At 73.4% G+C, this 19,979-nt stretch carries 20 protein-coding genes; 8 read left to right on the top strand and 12 right to left on the bottom strand.

Annotated elements, in window-relative coordinates:
* Positions 1 to 57: 57 nt before the first annotated feature.
* Complete coding sequence (locus KUM40_RS30340; RefSeq protein ID WP_217169394.1) at positions 58 to 990, top strand: glutaminase; 933 nt, start codon at positions 58 to 60, stop codon at positions 988 to 990.
* Positions 991 to 993: 3 nt separating this feature from the next.
* Here KUM40_RS30340 and KUM40_RS30335 read toward each other — a convergent pair whose 3' ends face one another.
* The 3 genes from KUM40_RS30335 to KUM40_RS30325 all read right to left on the bottom strand — a co-directional run bounded on the left by KUM40_RS30335 (position 994) and on the right by KUM40_RS30325 (position 4,237).
* Positions 994 to 2,175 carry a D-alanyl-D-alanine carboxypeptidase family protein gene (locus tag KUM40_RS30335; protein WP_217169393.1) on the bottom strand — a complete coding sequence of 394 codons (1,182 nt, stop codon included), beginning with the start codon at positions 2,173 to 2,175 and terminating at the stop codon, positions 994 to 996.
* A 109-nt stretch (positions 2,176 to 2,284) separates the two neighbouring features.
* Complete coding sequence (gene rho / locus KUM40_RS30330; protein WP_217169392.1) at positions 2,285 to 3,427, bottom strand: transcription termination factor Rho; 1,143 nt, start codon at positions 3,425 to 3,427, stop codon at positions 2,285 to 2,287.
* Positions 3,428 to 3,826: 399 nt separating this feature from the next.
* Positions 3,827 to 4,237, bottom strand: a complete 411-nt coding sequence (locus tag KUM40_RS30325; RefSeq protein ID WP_217169391.1) for a nuclear transport factor 2 family protein — start codon at positions 4,235 to 4,237, stop codon at positions 3,827 to 3,829.
* A 71-nt stretch (positions 4,238 to 4,308) separates the two neighbouring features.
* Between KUM40_RS30325 and KUM40_RS30320 the strand changes: the two genes are divergently transcribed.
* Entirely contained in the window at positions 4,309 to 4,896 is a 588-nt protein-coding gene (locus KUM40_RS30320) for a PadR family transcriptional regulator (RefSeq protein ID WP_217169390.1), read from the top strand.
* Between the two features lie 4 nt (positions 4,897 to 4,900).
* The gene (locus KUM40_RS30315; protein ID WP_217169389.1) at positions 4,901 to 5,626 is read left to right on the top strand and encodes a class I SAM-dependent methyltransferase; all 726 of its coding nucleotides are present in this window, start codon (positions 4,901 to 4,903) and stop codon (positions 5,624 to 5,626) included.
* Between the two features lie 9 nt (positions 5,627 to 5,635).
* On the opposite strand, the gene KUM40_RS30310 is transcribed toward KUM40_RS30315, so the two are convergent.
* From KUM40_RS30310 to KUM40_RS30285, 6 genes are all read right to left on the bottom strand, one after another.
* The gene (locus KUM40_RS30310) at positions 5,636 to 6,379 is read right to left on the bottom strand and encodes a winged helix-turn-helix domain-containing protein (RefSeq protein WP_217169388.1); all 744 of its coding nucleotides are present in this window, start codon (positions 6,377 to 6,379) and stop codon (positions 5,636 to 5,638) included.
* Between the two features lie 157 nt (positions 6,380 to 6,536).
* Complete coding sequence (locus KUM40_RS30305) at positions 6,537 to 7,505, bottom strand: acetylxylan esterase (RefSeq protein ID WP_217169387.1); 969 nt, start codon at positions 7,503 to 7,505, stop codon at positions 6,537 to 6,539.
* Positions 7,506 to 7,605: 100 nt separating this feature from the next.
* Positions 7,606 to 8,190 carry a hypothetical protein gene (locus tag KUM40_RS30300; protein WP_217169386.1) on the bottom strand — a complete coding sequence of 195 codons (585 nt, stop codon included), beginning with the start codon at positions 8,188 to 8,190 and terminating at the stop codon, positions 7,606 to 7,608.
* Positions 8,191 to 8,357: 167 nt separating this feature from the next.
* Positions 8,358 to 9,110: a ferredoxin reductase gene (locus KUM40_RS30295; RefSeq protein ID WP_217169822.1), complete on the bottom strand. Its 753-nt coding sequence runs from the start codon at positions 9,108 to 9,110 to the stop codon at positions 8,358 to 8,360.
* A gap of 16 nt (positions 9,111 to 9,126) precedes the next feature.
* Complete coding sequence (locus tag KUM40_RS30290) at positions 9,127 to 9,732, bottom strand: sulfite oxidase-like oxidoreductase (RefSeq protein WP_217169385.1); 606 nt, start codon at positions 9,730 to 9,732, stop codon at positions 9,127 to 9,129.
* Between the two features lie 66 nt (positions 9,733 to 9,798).
* Positions 9,799 to 10,338 (bottom strand): MarR family winged helix-turn-helix transcriptional regulator, encoded by a 540-nt coding sequence (locus tag KUM40_RS30285; RefSeq protein ID WP_374227439.1) that lies wholly within the window; start codon positions 10,336 to 10,338, stop codon positions 9,799 to 9,801.
* Between the two features lie 243 nt (positions 10,339 to 10,581).
* Here KUM40_RS30285 and KUM40_RS30280 point away from each other — a divergent pair, with 243 nt between their 5' ends.
* Entirely contained in the window at positions 10,582 to 11,415 is an 834-nt protein-coding gene (locus KUM40_RS30280) for a putative protein N(5)-glutamine methyltransferase (RefSeq protein WP_217169384.1), read from the top strand.
* A gap of 24 nt (positions 11,416 to 11,439) precedes the next feature.
* On the opposite strand, the gene KUM40_RS30275 is transcribed toward KUM40_RS30280, so the two are convergent.
* Positions 11,440 to 13,515: a SpoIIE family protein phosphatase gene (locus KUM40_RS30275; RefSeq protein WP_217169383.1), complete on the bottom strand. Its 2,076-nt coding sequence runs from the start codon at positions 13,513 to 13,515 to the stop codon at positions 11,440 to 11,442.
* Between the two features lie 257 nt (positions 13,516 to 13,772).
* Here KUM40_RS30275 and KUM40_RS30270 point away from each other — a divergent pair, with 257 nt between their 5' ends.
* The 4 genes from KUM40_RS30270 (at position 13,773) to KUM40_RS30255 (ending at position 17,858) form a co-directional block, all read left to right on the top strand.
* Entirely contained in the window at positions 13,773 to 14,654 is an 882-nt protein-coding gene (locus KUM40_RS30270) for a hypothetical protein (protein WP_217169382.1), read from the top strand.
* Positions 14,655 to 14,763: 109 nt separating this feature from the next.
* Entirely contained in the window at positions 14,764 to 15,135 is a 372-nt protein-coding gene (locus tag KUM40_RS30265; protein WP_217169381.1) for a hypothetical protein, read from the top strand.
* A gap of 113 nt (positions 15,136 to 15,248) precedes the next feature.
* Positions 15,249 to 17,264, top strand: coding sequence for an NADPH-dependent 2,4-dienoyl-CoA reductase (locus tag KUM40_RS30260; RefSeq protein ID WP_217169380.1), 2,016 nt, complete (start codon positions 15,249 to 15,251; stop codon positions 17,262 to 17,264).
* Between the two features lie 42 nt (positions 17,265 to 17,306).
* Complete coding sequence (locus KUM40_RS30255; protein WP_217169379.1) at positions 17,307 to 17,858, top strand: PadR family transcriptional regulator; 552 nt, start codon at positions 17,307 to 17,309, stop codon at positions 17,856 to 17,858.
* Positions 17,859 to 17,888: 30 nt separating this feature from the next.
* On the opposite strand, the gene KUM40_RS30250 is transcribed toward KUM40_RS30255, so the two are convergent.
* Positions 17,889 to 18,446, bottom strand: coding sequence for a hypothetical protein (locus KUM40_RS30250; RefSeq protein ID WP_217169378.1), 558 nt, complete (start codon positions 18,444 to 18,446; stop codon positions 17,889 to 17,891).
* A gap of 150 nt (positions 18,447 to 18,596) precedes the next feature.
* Positions 18,597 to 19,619 carry a fibronectin type III domain-containing protein gene (locus KUM40_RS30245; protein ID WP_374227438.1) on the bottom strand — a complete coding sequence of 341 codons (1,023 nt, stop codon included), beginning with the start codon at positions 19,617 to 19,619 and terminating at the stop codon, positions 18,597 to 18,599.
* Positions 19,620 to 19,979: the final 360 nt, after the last annotated feature.

Raw genomic sequence — 19,979 nt, 5'->3', positions numbered from 1 at the left:
CCGGTCCGGGGGGCCGCCCCGCATGCCTTCCGCCGTGCGGCCTGGCCGGGGGGGAGAATGGCGATCATGAGCACACGGACGACCTTCCGGCCGGTCCTGGAGCGCATCGCCGAGGAGATCGAGCGGACCCCGGGCAGCGGCCGCCCCGCCGACTACATCCCGGCGCTCGCCGCTCGCGACCCACGCCGCTTCGGCATGGCCGTCGCCGAGCCGGACGGCACGGTGTACGGGGTGGGGGACTGGCGCGAACCGTTCTCCACGCAGTCGATCACCAAGGTCTTCACCCTCGCCCTCGACCTGGCCAGGGAGGGCGACGCCCTGTGGGAGCACGTGGGCCGCGAGCCGTCCGGCAACCCGTTCAACTCCCTGGTGCAGTTGGAGTACGAGAACGGCATCCCGCGCAACCCGTTCATCAACGCGGGCGCCCTCGTCGTCACCGACCGGCTGCACACCCGTACCGGCGACGCGGCCGGCGAACTACTGGCCTTCCTGCGGGCGGAGAGCGGCAACCCGGACCTGACCTACGACGAGGAGGTGGCCGCCTCCGAGGCCGCGCACGGCGACCGGAACGCCGCCCTCGGGCACTTCATGGCGTCGTACGGCAACATCGACAATCCCGTCCCGGTGCTCATCGAGCAGTACGTCCGCCAGTGCTCCGTCGCCGCGTCCTGCGCCGACCTCGCGCTGGCGACCGGGTTCCTGGCCCGGCACGGTGTCCGCGCCGACGGCACCCGGCTGCTCGGCCGCAGCCGGGCCAAGCAGGTCAACGCGGTGATGCTGACCTGCGGGACGTACGACGCGGCCGGCGACTTCGCCCACCGGGTGGGCCTGCCCGGCAAGAGCGGGGTCGGCGGCGGCATCATCGCGGTCGTGCCCGGCCACTGCACGCTGTGCGTGTGGAGCCCCGGCCTGGACGAGCGGGGCAACTCGGTGGCCGGGGTGGCTGCCCTGGACCGCTTCACGACGCTCACGGGACTGTCCGTGTTCTGACTGTCAACTTCCGTCGTCCCGCACGAGCTTGAGCCGCAGGGCGAGCGCCATGGCCCCGGCGCCGAGCCCCGCGACGCCCAGGATCGCGCCGGTCTCCGGCCAGCCCGGGTCGTCCTCGGCCGGCTTCGCCGCGGTCACCGCCGCGGGTACCGCCTGCGGCCCCTGTCCGTCGGGCGGGGCGTCCCCGGGGGCCAGCGAGCCCACCGGCTCGACCCGCCCGGCCGCCTCGAACCCCCAGTCGAGCAGCGAGCGGGCCTCCTCGTACACCGCATAGCCGCCGCCCTCCTGAGGGTTCATCACGGTCACCACCAGGGTGCGTCCGTCGCGGCGGGCGGCGGCGATCAGCGTGTTGCCGGCGTTGCTGGTGTAGCCGTTCTTGACGCCGATCAGCCCGGGATACGGCTCCACGCCGTCCGCCCCGGTGAGCAGCCGGTTGGTGTTCATGATCCCGTACGAGCTCCCGTCCCGGCCCGGGAACATCGCGTCGACCTTGCCGCAGTACCGCGCGAAGTCCGGACGCCGCAGCCCCGCCCGGCCGAAGACCGCCAGGTCGTACGCCGACGAGACCTGGCCCGGCGCGTCGTACCCGTCGGGCGAGCGTACGTGGGTGTCGCGGGCGCCGAGCGCACGGGCCTCGGCCTGCATCCGCTCGGCCGTGGCACTCCAGCCGCCGGTGAGCGAGGCCAGGACGTGCACGGCGTCGTTGCCGGAGTTGAGGAAGACGCCGTTCCACAGATCGGAGACCCGGTACGTCTGGCCCTCGACGACACCGACCAGACTGCTGCCCGGACCGATGCCGGACAGGTCCTCGGTGCTGACCTCGTGCCGGATGCCGCCCGGCAGGACCGGCAGCACCGTGAGGGCGAACAGTGTCTTGAGGGTGCTGGCCGGGGGCAGCTCGCGGTGCGCGTCGTTCGCCGCGAGCACATCGCCGCTGCCGGCGTCGGCCACGACCCAGGACAGCGCGGAGACTTCGGGGACCCGGGGCACCCCGGGGTGCGGCCGGACCTGGGTGCCGGAGCGGTACAGCGCCGACTGCTGCGCCGCGGCCCGGGGCCCGCCGGGCGGACCGGGGTCCGGCCGCTCCGCACGGGCGGCCGCGGCGGCGGGCATGAGCGTCAGCAGCCCTGCCACGCAGAGCACGCAGGTGGATCGAGCCGACCGGGATGAGAATCCGATAGTCATACCGCAAACGTAGGAACGGACCCCCGAACCGCCACGCTGACCGGGCCCGACTCGCGCGCACAGGCACCCGGATGCCGTAAAGGCCGCAGAAGGAGGCAGACGCGCGGTGTCAGCCGCCGACGGGCAGGGTCGGCACCACCTGCCGCAGGAAGGTGGCGTTGTCCGGCGTCCTGCGCAGCCGCTCCAGGAGCGTCTCCAGGCCGGAGAGCCCGTCCCGGGGCCCCAGGGCACGCCGCAGCCCGCGCACGGCACTCGCCTCGGCGGAGGACAGCAGGAGCTCCTCGCGCCGGGTGCCGGAGCCGGTCATCTCCACGGCCGGGAAGACCCGGCGGGAGGCCGGCTCCCGGCTGAGCCGCAGCTCCATGTTGCCGGTGCTCTTGAGTTCCTCGAAGTAGAAGTCGTCGGCACGCGAGCCGGTCTCCACCAGGGCGGTGGCGAGGATGGTGAGGGAGCCGCCCTCCTCGGCCTTGCGGGCCGCGCCGAAGAAGCGCTTGGGGCCAAGCAGCGCCCCGGCGTCGACGCCGCCGCTGAGGGTGCGGCCGCCGGACGAGGCGGCGTTGTTGTGCGCCCTGCACAGCCGGGTGAGGGAGTCCAGGAGGATGACGACGTCCTCACCGGCCTCGACGAGCCGCTTGGCCCGCTCGATCACCAGGTCGGCGAGCGCGATGTGCTGCTTGGCGCTCTGGTCGAAGGTCGAGGAGTACACCTCTCCGCGCACCGAGCGCCGCATGTCGGTGACCTCCTCGGGGCGTTCGTCGAGCAGCACTACCATCAGCCGGGACTCGGGGTGGTTGCCGGCCACCGCGGCGGCGATCTGCTGGAGGAGGACCGTCTTGCCGGTCTTCGGCGGAGCGACGATCAGGCCGCGCTGACCCCGGCCGACGGGGGCGAGCAGATCGACGACGCGCCCGGTCAGACCGGCCGCCGGGTGTTCGAGCCGCAGCCGCTCGTACGGGTGCAGCGGGGTCAGGTCGGAGAAGTGCCGCCTGCCGCCCCGCCGGTCGGGTGTACGGCCGTTGACGCGGACGACGTCGGTCAGCGTGCGCCGGTCGCCGCGCACGCCCTCGACGAGGTCGCCCTTGCGCAGCCCGTGCCGTCGGATCAGCGCGGGGGAGAGGGCGAGGTCGGTGGGCTCGGGCTGGAGGCTCTTGCCCCGCAGGCGGCCCTTCCCGCCCGTTTCGACGTCGAGGACACCGCCGGCGATCTCGGTCGGGGACTGCTGTACAGGGGGGTGTTCGAGTGTGGTGGTCATGGTGGTCGGTCCTTTCGAGGACACGGCATGGGACATGCGGAAGGAAGGAAGGGGGAAGCCGCGCGAGGGGTCGGACGACACGCCTCCGGACGGCGGGAACAGCACCTCGGGTACAGCGGGTGCGAAAACCCTGCTCACGAGGTTGGGCTGAGAAGCGGACGCGCCGGTCGCACCAGGACGGGCGGATCCGCGAACCGAAGGGAAACTGGCACCGGCGCCCAATGGAGGGCGTACACAAGTGCTGATCGCACCGTACCACGGGAAGGGATGCCGTGGCGGTGGGGTGGGACATTGCTAGTGTCCCACCCCCGTCAACGCGGCCGGTGCGCTGCCTATTCCCTCTTGCTTTCCGTCTTCCCTTCCGTCTTCCTTTCCGTTTCCGCATGTGCCGGGCCGGGCTCAGTCGGCCGAACGTGCCTGGTTTTCCCGCGCCTCCCCCGCGATCCGCTCGAACTGCGCGGCCATGGCCGCCTGGAGGGCCTGCGCGCCCGACAGCGGACGCACCATCACCGTCAGTTCGTCGATGCGCCCGGACTCGTCGAGGTGCAGGAAGTCGCAGCCACTGATCTCCCGGTCGCCCACCCGCGCCGCGAAGACCAGTGCGTGGTCGCGGCCGTCGGCCTCGCCGATGACGCGCTCGTAGCGGAAGTCCTCGAAGACGCGCTCGACCGCGCCCAGGATCGCCACCGTGATCGCCTTGCCCCGGTAGGGCTTGAAGACGACGGGGCTGGTGAAGACCACGTCATCGGCCAGCAGCGCTTCGACGGCGTCCAGGTCGTGTGCCTCGACGGCCGCGCGGAATGCCCGCATCGCAACTCCCTCATACTAAACTATTTGAATAGGTGTGGAGTAGAGTAGTCTGTGCTTGCTAGCGTGTCGACATGTCTCTCAAGTACGCCGTCCTGGCCGCCCTGCTGGAGGGCGAGGCCTCGGGATACGAGCTGTCCAAGGTGTTCGACGTGTCGCTCGCCAACTTCTGGCCCGCCACGCCGCAGCAGCTCTACCGGGAGCTGGAGCGCCTCGCGGGCGACGGGCTGATCGAGGCCCGGACGGTGCCGCAGGAACGCAGGCCCACCAAGCGGCTGTTCTCGCTCACCGGGGCGGGCCGGGAACAACTGGGCGCCTTCGCCGCCGAGCCGACCCGGCGACCCACCGCCATCCGCGACGAGTTCCTGATCAAGATGCAGGCCATGGACGGCGTCGACCCGGAGGCCGTCCGCGCGCTGGTCGAGGAGCGCAGGGCCTGGGCCCTGGGCAAGCTCGCCCGCTACGAACGCGTGCGTGAACGCCTCCTGGACGGCCGCACCGAGGAGGAACACCTCCGGGACGCCGACCGCGTCGGCCCCTACCTCACGCTGCTCGCAGGCATCACCTTCGAGCGGGAGAACGCCCGCTGGTGCGAGCATGTGCTCACCGTCCTGAGGCACCGGCGTGCCCCGGCCGGGCCCGCCGGACAGCCCCTAGGCTGACCGGATGTTCAGCCCCGAAGGCCCCACCCTGCGCGAACTCGCCGTCCAGGCACTGTCGTCGGTCGAGCGCGGCTACGACCTGCTCGCGCCGAAGTTCGACCACACCCCGTACCGGACGCCGGACCGGGTACTGGAGGCGGTGGCCTCCGCGCTGGCGCCGATGGGGCCGTTCACCGCCGGACTCGACCTGTGCTGCGGCACCGGCGCGGGCGTGGACGTACTGGCCCGGGTGTGCCGGGAGAGCGTGACGGGGGTCGACTTCAGCGCGGGGATGCTGGAGGTCGCGCGCAAGCGCGCTCTGCCGCCGGGCCCGGCCGTCTCCTGGGTGCGCGCGGACGCCCGCGACCTGCCGTTCAGCGCCGCGTTCGACCTCGTGGTGAGCTTCGGTGCGTTCGGGCACTTCCTGCCCCGCGAACTGCCGGGCCTGTTCGGCCAGGTGCGCTCCGTGCTCCGGCCGGGCGGCCGCTTCGCCTTCCCCGTCGTGGCCCCGCCCCGGCCCGGCTCCCCGGGATACTGGACGCTGCTGGGCTTCGACGCGGCGATGCGGGTGCGCAACGCGCTGTGGCGGCCGCCGTTCGTCATGTACTACCGGACGTTCCGGCTCGGGGACGTGGGCCGCGAGCTGTCGCGCGCGGGCTTCCGGGCCGAGCTGCACGCCCTGCCGGGGTTCGGGCGTCGGCCCGACGGCAGTCCGCGCGTCAGGCTGGTCGTGGCCCGGCGACTGCCGTAGCGCGCGGCGTCATCCGGCCGCCGGCAGCGTGAACTCGTAGACCAGCGCGTCCTGTCGGGTGTCCACCAGGAGATCCGTGATCTCCAGCGGCCGCTCGTACTGGTCGTGCACCCGCCGCACCACCCGCACCGAGGCGGTGTCCGTGAGGTGGGTGATGGTGTCGCGGTGATACAGCGTCAGGCCCGCCCTGCGCATCCAGTCGTAGGTCCGCCGTAGCTGTGCCGAGGCGACGCCGTCGGCGCGGTCGCGGTAGCGGGCCAGTTCCTCGACCTCGGTGAGCGCCACGGCCGAGAACGAGGTGACGGCCGTCCGCCGGCCGCTGCCGCCGGCGGTCGCCGACGTGTAGCGGTGCATCAGGGTCGGCCGGCCCGGCACCAGCCCCAGCGCCGCCGCGTGCTCCGGCGGCGGCGCCTCCCAGGCGACGGTGGCCCGGTCGCCGGTGCGGGGCTCCGCCGCCCGGGCGCCGACCGGGAAGACGAGGGGCGCCGGACTGCCGGCCGGCGGCCCGGGCAGGGTGGTGTGACTGCCCCGCCGGTCGGTGGTGAGCAGACCGTCCCGGCGCAGCACCTCAAGGGCCTGGCGCACGGTCTCCCGGCTCACCCCGAAGTGCCCGGCCAGCAGGCGTTCGCCCGGCAGCCGTTCGCCCGGTGGTACGGCGTCGTCGCGCAGCTCGTCCAGCAGTTGGTCCGCCACCCGCCGGTACAGGGGCCGGACGTCGGCGGGGGAGTGGTCGTGCGGGGTGGAGCGGGCCATGCCGCGCCCTCCTGGTGGTGACGTACGGTAGCCGCTCGGGCTCGGTGCGCCACCACAAGTATCATTGGTCTAAACCAACAGGGAAGCCCGGTCCGCCGGTTCGGCCGAAACACCACCCACGCACCGCCCGCGCACCGCCCACGCACCACCAAGGACGTCAGGCGTACGAGCGCAGCCAGCGCAGCTTGGCGGCCTCCTGGAAGGGGCCGCCGCCCTCGTGGTCGTTGAAGTCGTACACCTCGATCGCCTTGTCCTGATGCGGCCAGGCGTTGAACGCGGCGAAGACGGTCGACGGCGGGCAGGTCTGGTCCTCCAGAGCGGCCGAGAACAGTGCGGGCGCCCGGCCCCGCGCCGCGAAGTGCACGCCGTCGAAGTAGGACAGCGTCCGCCGCGCGTCCTCGGCCCGGCCGCGGTGCGTCTTCAGGTACAGGCCGACCTCGCGGTAGGGGTGCCGGTCGGTGAGCGTGGTCGCGCGCGGGAAGTCGCACAGGAACGGCACGTCGGGCGCGACGGCCGTCAGGTCCGGCACCAGACCGCCCACCGCGATGCTGATGCCGCCGCCCTGGCTGGCGCCCAGCGCGACCGTGCGGGCCGGGTCGGTCAGCGGGTGGGACCGGGCCGCCTCGACCGCGCGCACGGCGTCGGTGAAGACCCGGCGGTAGTAGTAGTTCTCGGGGGCGTCCAGGCCGCGGGTCATGAAGCCCGGGTAGGCGGGGGCGCCGCCGACGGGGTCCGCGGTCCCGCCACCGCCGCCCCAGGCGCTGCCCTGGCCGCGGGTGTCCATCACGAAGTGCGCCCGGCCCGTGGACGCCCACAGCAGGTGCTCGTGCGGCAGTCCGCGCCCGCCGCCGTACCCGACGAACTCCACGACCAGCGGCAACGGCTGGGCCGCCGCGGCCGGCAGGGTCAGCCAGCCCTTCACCGGGTGGCCGCCGAAGCCGGCGAACGTCACGTCGTACACCCGCACCGTGGACAGTCCCGTGTCGACCGGTTCGAAGCGGGCGTCCAGGTCGTGCTCGCGTGCCGCATCGAGCGTCCTGGTCCAGAACGCGTCGAAGTCCTCGGGCTCGGCCGACGCGCTGCGGTAGGCGCGCAGTTCGTCGAGCGGAAGGTCGAACAGGGCCATCGAGAGCCGCCTTTGCGAGGAGACATGCCGGACCGTACTGGTGATCCACCGAACCGTACGGGTGATCCACCGTACGTGAGCGCCCCGCCGACCCACCAGGTCAGGCCCGGCGGCGCGTCCACTCCGGCTCGGTGAGGGCCCAGTCGCGGTCCCACTCCGTCATGCGGTGCCGCAGGGCCACCGCCCGTACGGCGCGGTGCGCGAGGAGCACCGTGAGCGCCGTCCCGATGACGGTGAACGAGCCGATGGTGGCGCTGTGCTGCCAGATCTGGGCACCGTCCGAAGGCGGCGGCACACTCTTGCCGCGGGAGTCCAGCCACACGTCGACCGTGTCACCGTGCCGGCTGCCGGACGGCACCCGCGCCGTCGTGCTCTTCTCCGTACCGTCCGGCGCGCTCCAGCGCACGGTCGCGCGGTACGAGTGCTGACCGCCGAGCTGGTTCGACGACAGGGTGCCGGACTCCTTGTCCACCACCGCGGCACGGACGTGGTGCCGCTCCGCCCGCTGCTCCGCGACGATCGCATGGGCCTGCCCGTAGCCCCACCATGCGGTGGCGGCCCCGAGCAGCGGTGCGCCCACGCACAGCAGGAGGGCGACCACCACCACGGTCCACGCCTCGACGACGTCCGACCGGCGCCGCAGCGGATTGCGCCGCCAGCGCCAGCCGCGTACCCGGGTTCGCATGTCGACCTCCCCGCGATCACCGCGACCGGAGAAGCGGACGGACGGCCGTCAGAGCGCGGGGGCCGCCGCGTCTCCGTGTCGCGCCACGTGTGCGAGTGCCCGCACTCTTCTGGTACCCAGTCCGGCGTGCCTCGCTCACCATCCGGCGCGGGCTCCCGGCCCCCGAGTCAGCCGAAGCGTTCGATCCGGATCCGGTCCACCGGCTGTCCGGCCGCCACCAGCAGCCGTGACGCGTGCTCGGCGAAGGAGTTCGATCCGCACACGTAGGCCTCCCAGCCGCCGGCGGGCGGCTCGGACAGGGGCGGCGCCAGGTGCGCGGCCGTCAACCGGCCCACCGGCGTCCCGGCCGGCGCGCTCCGGGTGAACACGGGTGTCGTCTCCGCGCCGAACTCGCGGGCGTAGATCAAATCCTCGGGCCCGCGCGCGGACACCAGCAGCCGCAGCGGCACCGTCAGTCCCAGCGCCCGGTGGTGCCGGACCATCGACATCAGCGGGACCACACCGGAACCGGCGCCCAGCAGCAGGGCGGGCCGGTCGCCGGGCCAGGCGAAGAAGCCGCTGAGCGGGCCGCGCACCTCGATCCGGTCGCCGGGCCGCGCCACCGTGTGGAACCAGCCCGACACCTCTCCGTCGGGCACGCGGTCGAGGGTCAGCTCGATGTGCCCGGAGTCGTCCGGTGCGGACGCCAGCGAGTAGTGGCGCTGGGCCCGGTAGCCGTCCTCGGCGGTCAGCCGCAGCATCAGGTGCTGGCCGGGCAGGTGGCCCGCCCAGCCGGGCACGGCGAGGCGGAAGGTCGACGCGTGGGGCGTCTCGCGGCGGATCTCCGTGAGCGTGGCCGGCTGCCACACCCCGGCCACCAGGCCGTTCACCTCGATGCGTCCGGGCACGGCGAACGGTGTCTCAGTCAACGTCTCAGCCAGCGTCTCAGTCAATGTCTCAGTCACCGGAGTACCGCTGCTCCTCCCAGGGGTTGCCGCGTGCGTGGTAGCCGTTCTGCTCCCAGAAGCCCGGCTCGTCGTGGTCGAGGAGTTCCAGACCCGCGATCCACTTGACGCTCTTCCAGAAGTACAGGTGCGGCACCACCAGCCGCGCCGGGCCGCCGTGCTCGGCGGCGAGCGGCCGCCCGTCGTACTCCCACACGATCCAGGCCCGCCCACCGGTCAGGTCCGCGAGCGGCAGGCCCGCGGTGTAGCCGGTGTGCGCGCGGGCGACGGCGTGCGTGGCGGACGGCAGCGGACCCGCGGCGTCCAGGAAGGCGTCCAGGGACACGCCCCCGAACCGCACCCCGAACTTCGACCAGCCGGTCACGCAGTGGATGTCGCCCGCGTACCCGGACGCCGGCAGCAGACGGGCCCCGGCCAGGTCCCAGGTGCGGGGCTCGGTCACTAGACCGCCCACGCGGAAGGTCCAGTCGGCGGGCGCGAGGTCGGGCGTGACCTCGGCGGACAGCACGGGCCAGTCCTCGCCCGCGTCGTACTGGCCGGGCGGCAGCCCCGGCCGGGCGGCGCGCGGGCGGCCGGTGAAGCCTCGGGTGGTGTTCATGCGGTGGGGCCTTTCGGGCCGTGGGGACGGGCCGCCCCCGGCCTGGCGTGATCTGTGCGTACCCGGTCAACCGTACGTGTCCCGGAGCGCTGCTCGGGCCTCGTCGTCGCCCGGCGCCGCGCCCTGCCACGCGTTGTACCTCTCCAGATACGCCGCGAAGCGGACCAGGTCCTCCTCGGACCAGTCCGCGAGCCGCTCCTGTACGGCCGTCCGCCGGCTCTCGGTGACCCGGCCCAGGATGCGCCGCCCGGCCTCCGACAGGTGCAGGACCTGGACGCGGTGGTCGTCCGGGTCGACGCGCCGCTCGATCAGCCCCGCGCGTTCCAGCGCGGCCACCTGGCGGCTGACGGTGGACTTGTCCAGGGCGTAGTGGGCGGCCAGGTCGGTGGCCCGGCGGCCGTCCCGCTCCTCCAGATGCCCGAGCAGCGTGTACGACACCAGCGACAGCTCGGGATGCATGCGCCCCGCCGAGGCGCGGGCCCGTCGGGCGAAGGCCGTCATCTCGCGCTGGATGGTCTCCACGGCCGCCTCCGCCGAGGGCTCCGCCGGGCGCTCCGCCGGGGTGACCGTCCTCTCGTCCGGATCCGGCACCTCGCCAGCCGTCACGGGTCCTCCCTCCTCCTCCACCTCGCTAGTTGCACAGTACAACTTGGAAAGGAAGGCCGACGGCGACTGATCGCCTGAGGTAGTGTGACCGGCGGCCGCGGACAGCCCCGGCCGCCGGACGTCAGGGAGGTGAGACCCATTACCGCTGTGTCGGTCCGGGTGCTCTCACCTCACGGCAGTGCGGTCACCGGCATCGGGTGACCGCGAGAGCGCCCTTCGGTTCCCGAAAGGCTCTCGGCTTCCATGCCTCCCACGTTTCCCGCGTCCCCCGCGTCCTCTCCTTCCCTTTCCCTCTTCTCCGCCTCCCTCCCGTCGCGCGACTCCGTCGTGGCCGCGCTCCGCGCCGCCGGCTGCGTCTTCGCCGAGGACGAGGCGCGGCTCATCCTGACCGCCGCCGGCACCGCCGCGGAACTCACCGCGCTGGTGGACCGCCGCGTCACCGGGCTGCCCCTCGAACTCGTCCTGGGCTGGGCCGAGTTCCGCGGCCTGCGCATCGCCGTCGCCCCCGGTGTCTTCGTCCCCCGGCGCCGCACCGAGTTCCTGGTGTCCGAGGCCCTGGCCCACGCGCCGCACGCGGCCGTCGTCGTGGACCTGTGCTGCGGCTCCGGTGCCGTCGGCGCCGGCCTGGCCGCCGCGCTCGACCGGCCCGAGGTGCATGCCGCCGACGTCGACCCGGTCGCCGTGCGCTGCGCCCGCGGCAATCTCGCGGGCGCGGGCGGCCGGGTGTACGCCGGTGACCTGTTCGACGCGCTGCCCGGCGCGCTGCGCGGCCGGGTGGACATCCTCGCCGCCAACGTGCCCTACGTCCCCACCGGCGAGGTCGCCCTGTTGCCCGCCGAGGCCCGCGACCACGAACCGCTGGTCGCCCTCGACGGCGGCGCCGACGGCCTCGACGTACTGCGCAGGGTCGCGGCCGAGGCGCCCGGCTGGCTCGTGCCCGGCGGCTGTCTGCTGGTCGAGACGAGCGAACGCCAGGCCCCCGCGGCCGTGGACGCCTTCCGCCGGGCCGGCCTGACGACCCGCCTCGCGGTCTGTGAGGAGCTGTACGCGCATGTGGTGATCGGCGTCGGGGACTGACCGCGTCCACCGTGCCCTACGGCCCTACGGCGGGGTGACCCGGGCGATCAGCAGGGCCACGTCGTCGGAGTTCTCCGGCTCGTGCAGGGTGCGCAGCAGCAGGTCGCAGACCTCCTCCAGCGGGCGGTCCGGCCCCTCCAGCAGGGCGAGGAGCGCGTCCAGCCGCTCGTCCAGCGGATGCCGGCGCGTCTCGACCAGACCGTCGGTGTAGAACACCAGCCGGTCGCCCGGCTCCAGGTCGACGGCCGTGGTGGAGAAGGCGACGCCGCCCACCCCGAGCGGCACCCCGGTGGGCAGGTCGAGCAGCTCGGGTGGCCGGCCGGCGCGCAGGCGGACCGGTGGCAGGTGCCCCGCGTTGGCGATCAGGCACTGCCGCCGGTGCGGGTCGTGGACGGCGTAGAGGCAGGTGGCGATGGCCTGGTCCAGGCCCGCGGTGGTCCGCTCCAGGTGCTCCAGCAGCAGCGCCGGGTCCAGTTCCAGGGCGGCCAGGGTGTTCGTCGCGGTCCGCAGCCGTCCCATGGAGGCCGCCGCCGCGATGCCGCTGCCCATCACGTCGCCCACCACGAGGGCGGTCTTGCGGCCCTCCAGCTCGATCACGTCGAACCAGTCGCCGCCGACCTCGCTGGTGGCCCCGGCCGGCTGATAGCGGGAGGCGACCTCAAGACCGCCCGTCACCGGCGGATGGCTCGGCAGCAGGCTGCGCTGGAGAGTGAGGGCGGTGTCGCGGGCGTTCTGGTACCAGCGGGCGTTGTCGATCTGGAGCGCGGCCCGCGCCGCCAGCTCCCGGGCCAGCAACAGGTCGTCCTCGTCGAACGGCAGGGGGTTGGTGACCCGCTTCAGGTCCAGGGCGCCGAGCACCTCGCCGCGCGCGATCAGCGGTACGGCCAGGTACGAGTGCACGCCCGCCCGGCGCAGCAGCTCGGCCGCCTCCGGCGAGCGGGCGATGCGCCACAGGTCCTCCTCCGTCACCCGCGCCACCATCACCGGCCGGCCGGTGCGCACGCACTCGGTGACCAGGCGGTCGGGCCCGTACCGGGCGACCTGGCCGGGCCGGTCGGCCGCCCGCAGCGCGTCCCGGGCGTCGTCCGCCCGCACGGCCAGCGCCCTGATCACCGCGGACTCGGCCGGGCCCAGGGTGCTGCGCCTGCCCTCCACCACGGCGTCCAGGAGATCCACGGCCGCCAGGTCGGCGAGGCCCGGCACGGCCACGTCGGCCAGCTCGTAGGCGGTGCGGTCCAGTCGCAGCGTGGTGCCGATCCGCGCGGAGGCGTCCGCCACGGCGGCCAGCCGGCGTCGCGCGGCCTCGGCCTCGGCGCTCGCCCGGTGCTGCTCGGTGACGTCCGTGACCGAGACGGCCACGCCCAGTACGGCACCCAGCGCGTCCTCCAGCCGGTACAGGGAGACCGACCAGGCGTGCTCCTCGTCCGGATCCGCGGGGGTCCGCCCGGTCGCGGGCCGGTCGAGCACGGGCCGCCCGGTCTCCAGCACCTCGCGTGCCGCCGCCTCCAGCGGGCCGGCGTGCAGTTGCGGCAGCAGCTCGGGGACCGTCCGGCCGAGATGATCGCCGGCGGGGATGCCGTTGAGACGCTCCAGGGCCGGGTTGACCGAGACGTACCGCAGCTCGGTGTCCAGGACGGCCAGGCCGATCGGGGACTGCGTGATCATCCTCGTGGACAGGGCCACGTCCCGCTCCAGCCGGCGCACCGTCGACTGGTCGGCGGCGAGCCCCAGGGCGTAGACGTCCCCGCGGTCGTCCAGCAGGCGCATGTTGCGGAACTCCACCAGCCGGGTCCCGCCGTCCTTGTGCCGGACGGGGAAGGCACCGGCCCAGCTCCGGCCGGTCTTCATGACGTCCTCGAAGAGCCCCACGACCAGGTCGAGATGGCGTTCGTCGACCATGATGCGGGCGGCGTACCGCCCCAGCGCCTCCGGCGCGGAGTACCCGAACAACTCCTCGGCCTGCGGACTCCACAGGACGATCCGGCCCTTGGCGTCCAGCACGATCGAGGCCACGTTCAGCAGGTCGAGCAGCCCACTGGGCCCCACGGGTCCGCGCGGCGACGCGTCGCCCTCGAACCCGGCAGCCCCGGCTGTACTCATTCCACGCCCCGCCTTCACCGTTCGACGCGGCACGCCCTTTTGATGCCGACTCCTTTGTTCTACCGCGTTCCACCGCGCACAGGGCCGATTCTCCGAGGCTCTGCCGTCTTCTTCCAGCATCTCCCCGCAGGACGGCGACCGCCGCACGAAGTACGTCCGGAGTTGGTCTGTACATGACCCCATGGGCAGTCCAGACTGTGCGCCGAGTGCCCCACGCCCGCCCGTGCCGCCCGGCCACCCCCACCGAGGAGCCCCCCATGCCCCTGCGCGCCCGGCAACGTTGTCACGCAGCCCTGACCGGACTCGCCGCCCTCGCCCTGTCCATCGGCCTCGCCGGTCCGGCGGCAGCGGCCGCTCCCGCCGCCGACACCTGGACCGAGGTCGGCTCCGACCGTGCCGACCCGCTGACCGAGAGCCAGGGCCTGGCCTCGGTCGAGGTTCCGGCGGGCAGCCCCAACCGCTACACCGGGATCGGCACCATCCCGCTCGGCCTCGCCACCCGCGGCTGGAACCACGTCGGCGACCCCGACGCCTCGTACGACGGCCACTACGTCGAGCCGTACCAGCGGGACGACGGGAACACGAAGATGTTCCGCGTGCAGGCGCCGGACGGAAGCTGGTCGGAGTACGTGCACACGCTGAGCGCAGGCGAGGCGCTGAACAACTCCTGGTCCGCCATCTCGCCGGACGGCCAGTGGATGCTGGCGGGCGAGTGGGGCACCATGAACCGGCTGCTGGTCTTCCCGACCCCCGGCGTCAACCCCGGCACCTCACCCTCGGCGAACCTCCCGCAGGCGGCCACCGTGCACCTGGACCACGCCGTGCGCGACGTCCAGGGCTGCGACTTCCTCGACGCGACCACGCTGCTGTGCTCCTCCGACGACCCGGAGGGCGCTCTCTTCGGGATCACCAAGCCGCTGCTGAGGATCGACCTGTCGGCGGCGCCGAGCGGCACCGCCGACGTGACCGGCCACGTCACCGCCCTGCGGCAGCTCCCCCTGCGCAGCGCCTGCTCCGGCGGCTTCGAGGCGGAGGGCATCGACTACGACCGCCGCAGCGGCACCCTGCGCGTGATCGTCGTGTCGCCCGGCTTCTGCGTGCTGACGGACAGCAAGACCTACCGCTTCACCCGGAACTGAACCGGCCCCTTCGCGCCGGACCGCGGGTGGTGCTTTTCTGGTGGTACGGGCCATGACCACGAGCGGGCATGACCACGAGCGGGCATGACCACGAGAGGGAGCGATCACGATGGACGGTGAGCGACTGCATCCCGAGTCCGTCTCGGTGGAGCTGAGCGGGTGCAGCAAGGAGGACGCCCGGACCGTGTTCGACGCCCTGTGCGCGTGCTTCTCCTCCGACCGGCACGCCGGCGACGTGACCCGGGAGTACGACGAGGTGCGCCCGACGGTGTGGCTCGGCACCTTCGACGTGGCCGACGTGCACCGGGGCGAGTGCGACCCGGCCGGGCTCGGGGCGTCCGTGGAGGCCGACGTGCAGGGCGGCTACTGGGCGATCGAGAGGTTCCGCACCACCCTGGACTCCCTGTTCACCGTGCAGGACCTGAGCATGGCCTCCGGAGACCAGGAGCGGGAACTGCACGTGCGGCTCGAGAGCCGCTGACGAGGCCCGCCGGGCGCGGCCGTGTGGCGTACGCCGCCCTCTTGTGCAACTAGTTGCAAAAAAGGGCGGCCGTCCTCTACAACAGAGGCACGTCACCGCGCACGGAGGACCCGATGAGCCGCTACCCCCACCTGCTGAGCCCGCTCGACCTGGGCTTCACCACGCTCCCCAACCGGGTCCTGATGGGCTCCATGCACGTCGGCCTGGAAGAGGCCGAGCGCGGCTTCGAGCGCATGGCCGCCTTCTACGCCGCCCGCGCCCGCGGGGGAGTGGGCCTGATCGTCACCGGCGGCATCGCCCCCAACGACGAGGGCCGGCCGTACGAGGGCGGTGCCAAGCTCACCACCGCGACGGAGGCGGAGCGGCACCGCGTCGTTACCGACGCCGTGCACCGCGAGGGCGGCCGCATCGCCCTGCAGATCCTGCACTTCGGCCGCTACGCCTACCACGCCGCCCTGGTCGCCCCGAGCGCGCTCCAGGCCCCGATCAGCCCGCACGTGCCGCGTGAGCTGACCGACGCCGAGGTCGAGCGCACGATCGACGACTACGTCCGCACCGCCCGGCTCGCCCGCGAGGCCGGGTACGACGGCGTCGAGATCATGGGCTCCGAGGGCTACCTGATCAACGAGTTCATCACCGCCCGGACCAACCACCGCACGGACCGCTGGGGCGGCTCCTACGAGAACCGCACGCGCTTCCCCGTCGAGATCGTCCGCCGGGTGCGCGAGGCGGTCGGCGAGGACTTCATCCTCGTCTACCGCCTGTCGATGCTCGATCTGGTGCCCGGCGGCTCCACCCTGGACGAGGTGATCACCCTCGCCAGGGCCGTCGAGACCGCCGGCGCGACCATCATCAACACCGGCATCGGCTGGCACGAGGCCCGCATCCCCACCATCGCCACCTCCGTGCCCCGCGGCGCCTACACCTGGGTGACCAGGCGGCTGATGGGTGAGGTGAGCGTCCCGCTGGTCACCACCAACCGGATCAACACCCCGGAGGTCGCCGAGGGATTGCTCGCCGAGGGCGCCGCCGACATGGTGTCGATGGCCCGCCCGATGCTCGCCGACCCCGACTTCGTCGCCAAGGCCGCCGCCGGCCGGCCCGAGGCCATCAACACCTGCATCGGCTGCAACCAGGCCTGCCTGGACCACACCTTCAGCGGGCAGATCACCTCCTGCCTGGTCAATCCGCGCGCCTGCCACGAGACCGAGCTGGTCCTGACCCCGACCCGGCGGCGCAAGCGCGTCGCGGTCGTCGGCGCCGGACCGGCCGGACTCGCCTGCGCGGTCAGCGCCGCCGAACGCGGCCACGAGGTCACCCTCTACGACGCCGCGAGCGAGATCGGCGGCCAGCTCAACGTCGCCCGCAAGGTCCCCGGCAAGCAGGAGTTCGACGAGACGCTGCGCTACTTCCGTAACCGACTGGCGGCGCACGGCGTCGACATACGCCTGAACACCCGGGTCGCGGCCGAGGACCTCGCCGACCACGACGAGGTCGTCGTGGCCACCGGCGTCACCCCGCGCACCCCGGACATCCCCGGCGCCGACCACCCGAGCGTCGTCGGCTACCTCGACGTACTCCGCCACGGCGCGCCCGTCGGCGACCGGGTCGCGATCCTCGGCGCTGGCGGCATCGGCTTCGACGTCGCCGAGTACCTCACCGACGGCGGCGACAAGGCGCACGAGGACCCGCAGACGTACTTCCGCCTCTGGGGCGTCGACACCGAGTACCGCGCGCCCGGCGGCCTGGCCGCGCCCGAACGCCCCGCACCGCCGCGCACCGTCCACCTGCTGCAGCGCAAGACGTCCAAGGTCGGCGCCGGACTCGGGAAGACCACCGGCTGGATCCACCGCGCCGAGCTGAAGCACCGCGGCGTCACTATGGTCCCCGGCGTGAGCTACGACCGGATCGACGACGCCGGACTGCACATCACGATCGGCGACGAGTCCACCGTGCTGGAGGTCGACACGATCGTCCTGTGCACGGGCCAGGAGCCGCGCCGCGGCCTGTACGACGAGCTGGTCGCCGCCGGGCGCGCCGCACACCTCATCGGCGGCGCCGACGTGGCCGCCGAGCTGGACGCCAAGCGTGCCATCAAGCAGGGCACCGAGCTGGCGGCGGCGCTGTAGCGGACCGTCCGGGCGATACGCGGGCGTCCCTAGGATGAGCGCATGTCACTCCCGCACGCGATCCTCACCGCCCTGGTCGAAAAGCCGTCGTCGGGGCTGGAGCTGACCCGCCGGTTCGACAGGTCGATCGGCTACTTCTGGTCGGCGACGCACCAGCAGATCTATCGCGAACTGGGAAAACTGGAGGCCGATGGCCTGATCCGCGCGCTGCCCGGCCAGCAGCCGGCCCGCGGACAGAAGAAGTCCTACGAGGTCCTGCCGGCGGGCCGCGCCGAACTGGCCCGCTGGACCTCCGCCGCACACGACCCCAAGCCCCTGCGGGACACGATGCTGCTGCGGCTGCGCGCCGCCGCCGTGGTCGGCACCGCCGGTGTCGAGACGGACCTGCGACGCCATCTGGAGTTGCACGAACGGCAGTTGGCCGAGTACGAGGAGATCGAGGAGCGGGACTTCCCGCCTGGCCGGGACAGCGCCGAGGACCGGCTGCGGCACCTGGTGCTGCGGGCCGGCATCGACCTGGAGACGTTCTGGACCCAGTGGCTCAGGCACGCGCTGGCGGAGTTCGCCGAGCTGCCCGGCGACGAACGGACCTGACCGTGGCGGCCTGTCTCATCGGGGACCCGCTCAGAAGCGGTAAGGCTTCGACCGGCGGCGCAGGAACCAGGCCGCGGCGATGACACCGGTGCCCACCAGCGCGCCGCCCGCCACCAGGGTGACCGTGCCGTAGTCCTGGACCGCCCCGCCGAGACCGCCCATGACACCACCCGGCGACGCGGACGGCGAGGGAGTGGCGGAGCGGCTGGGCGAGGGGGAGGGCGAGGGCGCCGAGGAGACGATGACCGTCTGGGTGCCGGCGGTGCTGTTGTTCGAGCACATGACGATCACCGTGTACGTGCCCGGCGCGATTCCCGACCAGGCCGCGGACTGGCCCGAAGCGGTGCCGGACAGCGCCACTTGACGCCCCTCGGCGAAGTCCCGCTGGCTGCTGGTGAGCAGCGAGGCGGTGCCCCAGGCGCCGTTGAGCTGCGCGCAGGCCGTGGTCGTGACCGACACCGTGGTCCCGGTGGTGCTCACGGAGATCCCCGGCCCCGCGGAAGCCGGTCCGGCGGCCAGGGCGACGGGCAGCGCGACGGCCGCTGCCACGGTCGGGCCGGAGCGGAGAAGTGGCGATGAGATGCGCATGTGGACTGCCCTCCGGCGGCACGGTCGGCGGTACATCCCTTGCGCCGCCGGGATCGGGAACGCCCGTGCCCCCTCTGGCAGCCAACAGGGCGCTGGCCGCACCCGCATGCGGAGCGCGACCGCCCAGGTGACGCGCCCTCCGCGCCGGAGTCATCCCCCCGCGCCCGTCGTCACCTTCCGCTCCGCCGAGAAGCCGCCCCAGGTTCCGTCGGCGAGCCTCGCCCGGATCCGCACCCGGTGCGTGACACCGGCCTCGCGTCCCGCGTAGAAGCTGTACTCGGCACGGTCGCGCGGCGCGTCGGCGCCGTAGACCAGCGAGGTCGCCGCACGGCCGTCCAGGTGGATCTGGTACTCGGTGACCGGGCCCTCGGTGCGGGGCGGGATCCACGTCAGGTCGAGGTAGTACGCGCCGTCGGCCAGGTGGGAGGCGGCGCGCAGGCCGGTGGGCGCGGTGGCACGACCGTCGTCGGAGCCCGGGGTGGTGAGCCGGACGGCGGCGCCGGCGGGGGAGACGTTGTCGGCCGCGTCCCGCGCCCGGACCGTGAAGGAGTAGCGGGTGCCCGCCCGCAGCCCCGTGACCACGGCCGCCGTCTGGTTGCCACCGACACTGTGGACCTTCGTGTCGCCCTGGTAGACGTCGTACGACACCACCCCGTGGTCGTCCTTCGCGGCGGACCAGGTGAGCTGGACCGCCCGGCTGCCCGCCGCCCGGCCGCTGACGTCACCGGGGCTCGTGGGCGCGGAGCCGTCGGCCACCGCGGCGGGAGTGGTCGCCCGCACCTCCCGGCTGCGCGGCCCGAGCCGCCCGTCGGCGGCACGCGCCCGCACGGTGAACGCGTACGCCGTCGAGGGGCGCAGCCGGGTGACGTCCACCATGCGCTCGGACGCCGGGACCTCCTTCACCAGCGTGCGCCCGCGGTACACCTCGTACGTCCCGACGCCGTCGACCGCGTGCCACATCACGTGCACGGTCGTCGCGCTGCCCGCCCGCGCGGTGACGCCCGTGGGCACCCCGGGCAGCCCGCCCTTCTCACCGTTCCCGCCCGCGCCCCAGCCGCAGGACGTGAGCAGGAGGAGCGCACCGAAGAGCAGCAGCGCACACCGGTACCGACACCGACGCGGGAGAGGGGCGGAGGTCGGCTGGGGGACAGCGGGAACGGGATCGTCGCGCACGACTCTGCCTCCAGTACGGCGCCGACTTCGACGGCAATGGTCCGGACCAATATGACGCCGGTGACGCGGCCACATCAAGAGGGCCGCAGGCGACGGTCACCCGGAAGGGTTACGTATGCTGAGTCACCTCACGGCCGAAGTCCCCGGGTTTCCCGGGGCGTTCGGGCCGGTGGCGCGGACCGCTGTCGTCGCAGATCCCGCGCCGGCGCGGGCGGCCGGGCGGGCCGGAGCCGGATCAGGCTCCGGCCCGCCCGCCCCCGGTCGCGCGCCCCGACGCACGGCGCGGGCACGTGTTGCGCACCGTCATGTGCACCGTCTGGCCCTGCGAAGGGTGGTCACGCGAGCGTTTCGGGGACAGAT

This window comes from Streptomyces sp. AC512_CC834, from assembly GCF_019049325.1.
GTDB lineage: Bacteria > Actinomycetota > Actinomycetes > Streptomycetales > Streptomycetaceae > Streptomyces.
This window is presented reverse-complemented; position numbering and strand designations above follow the sequence as displayed.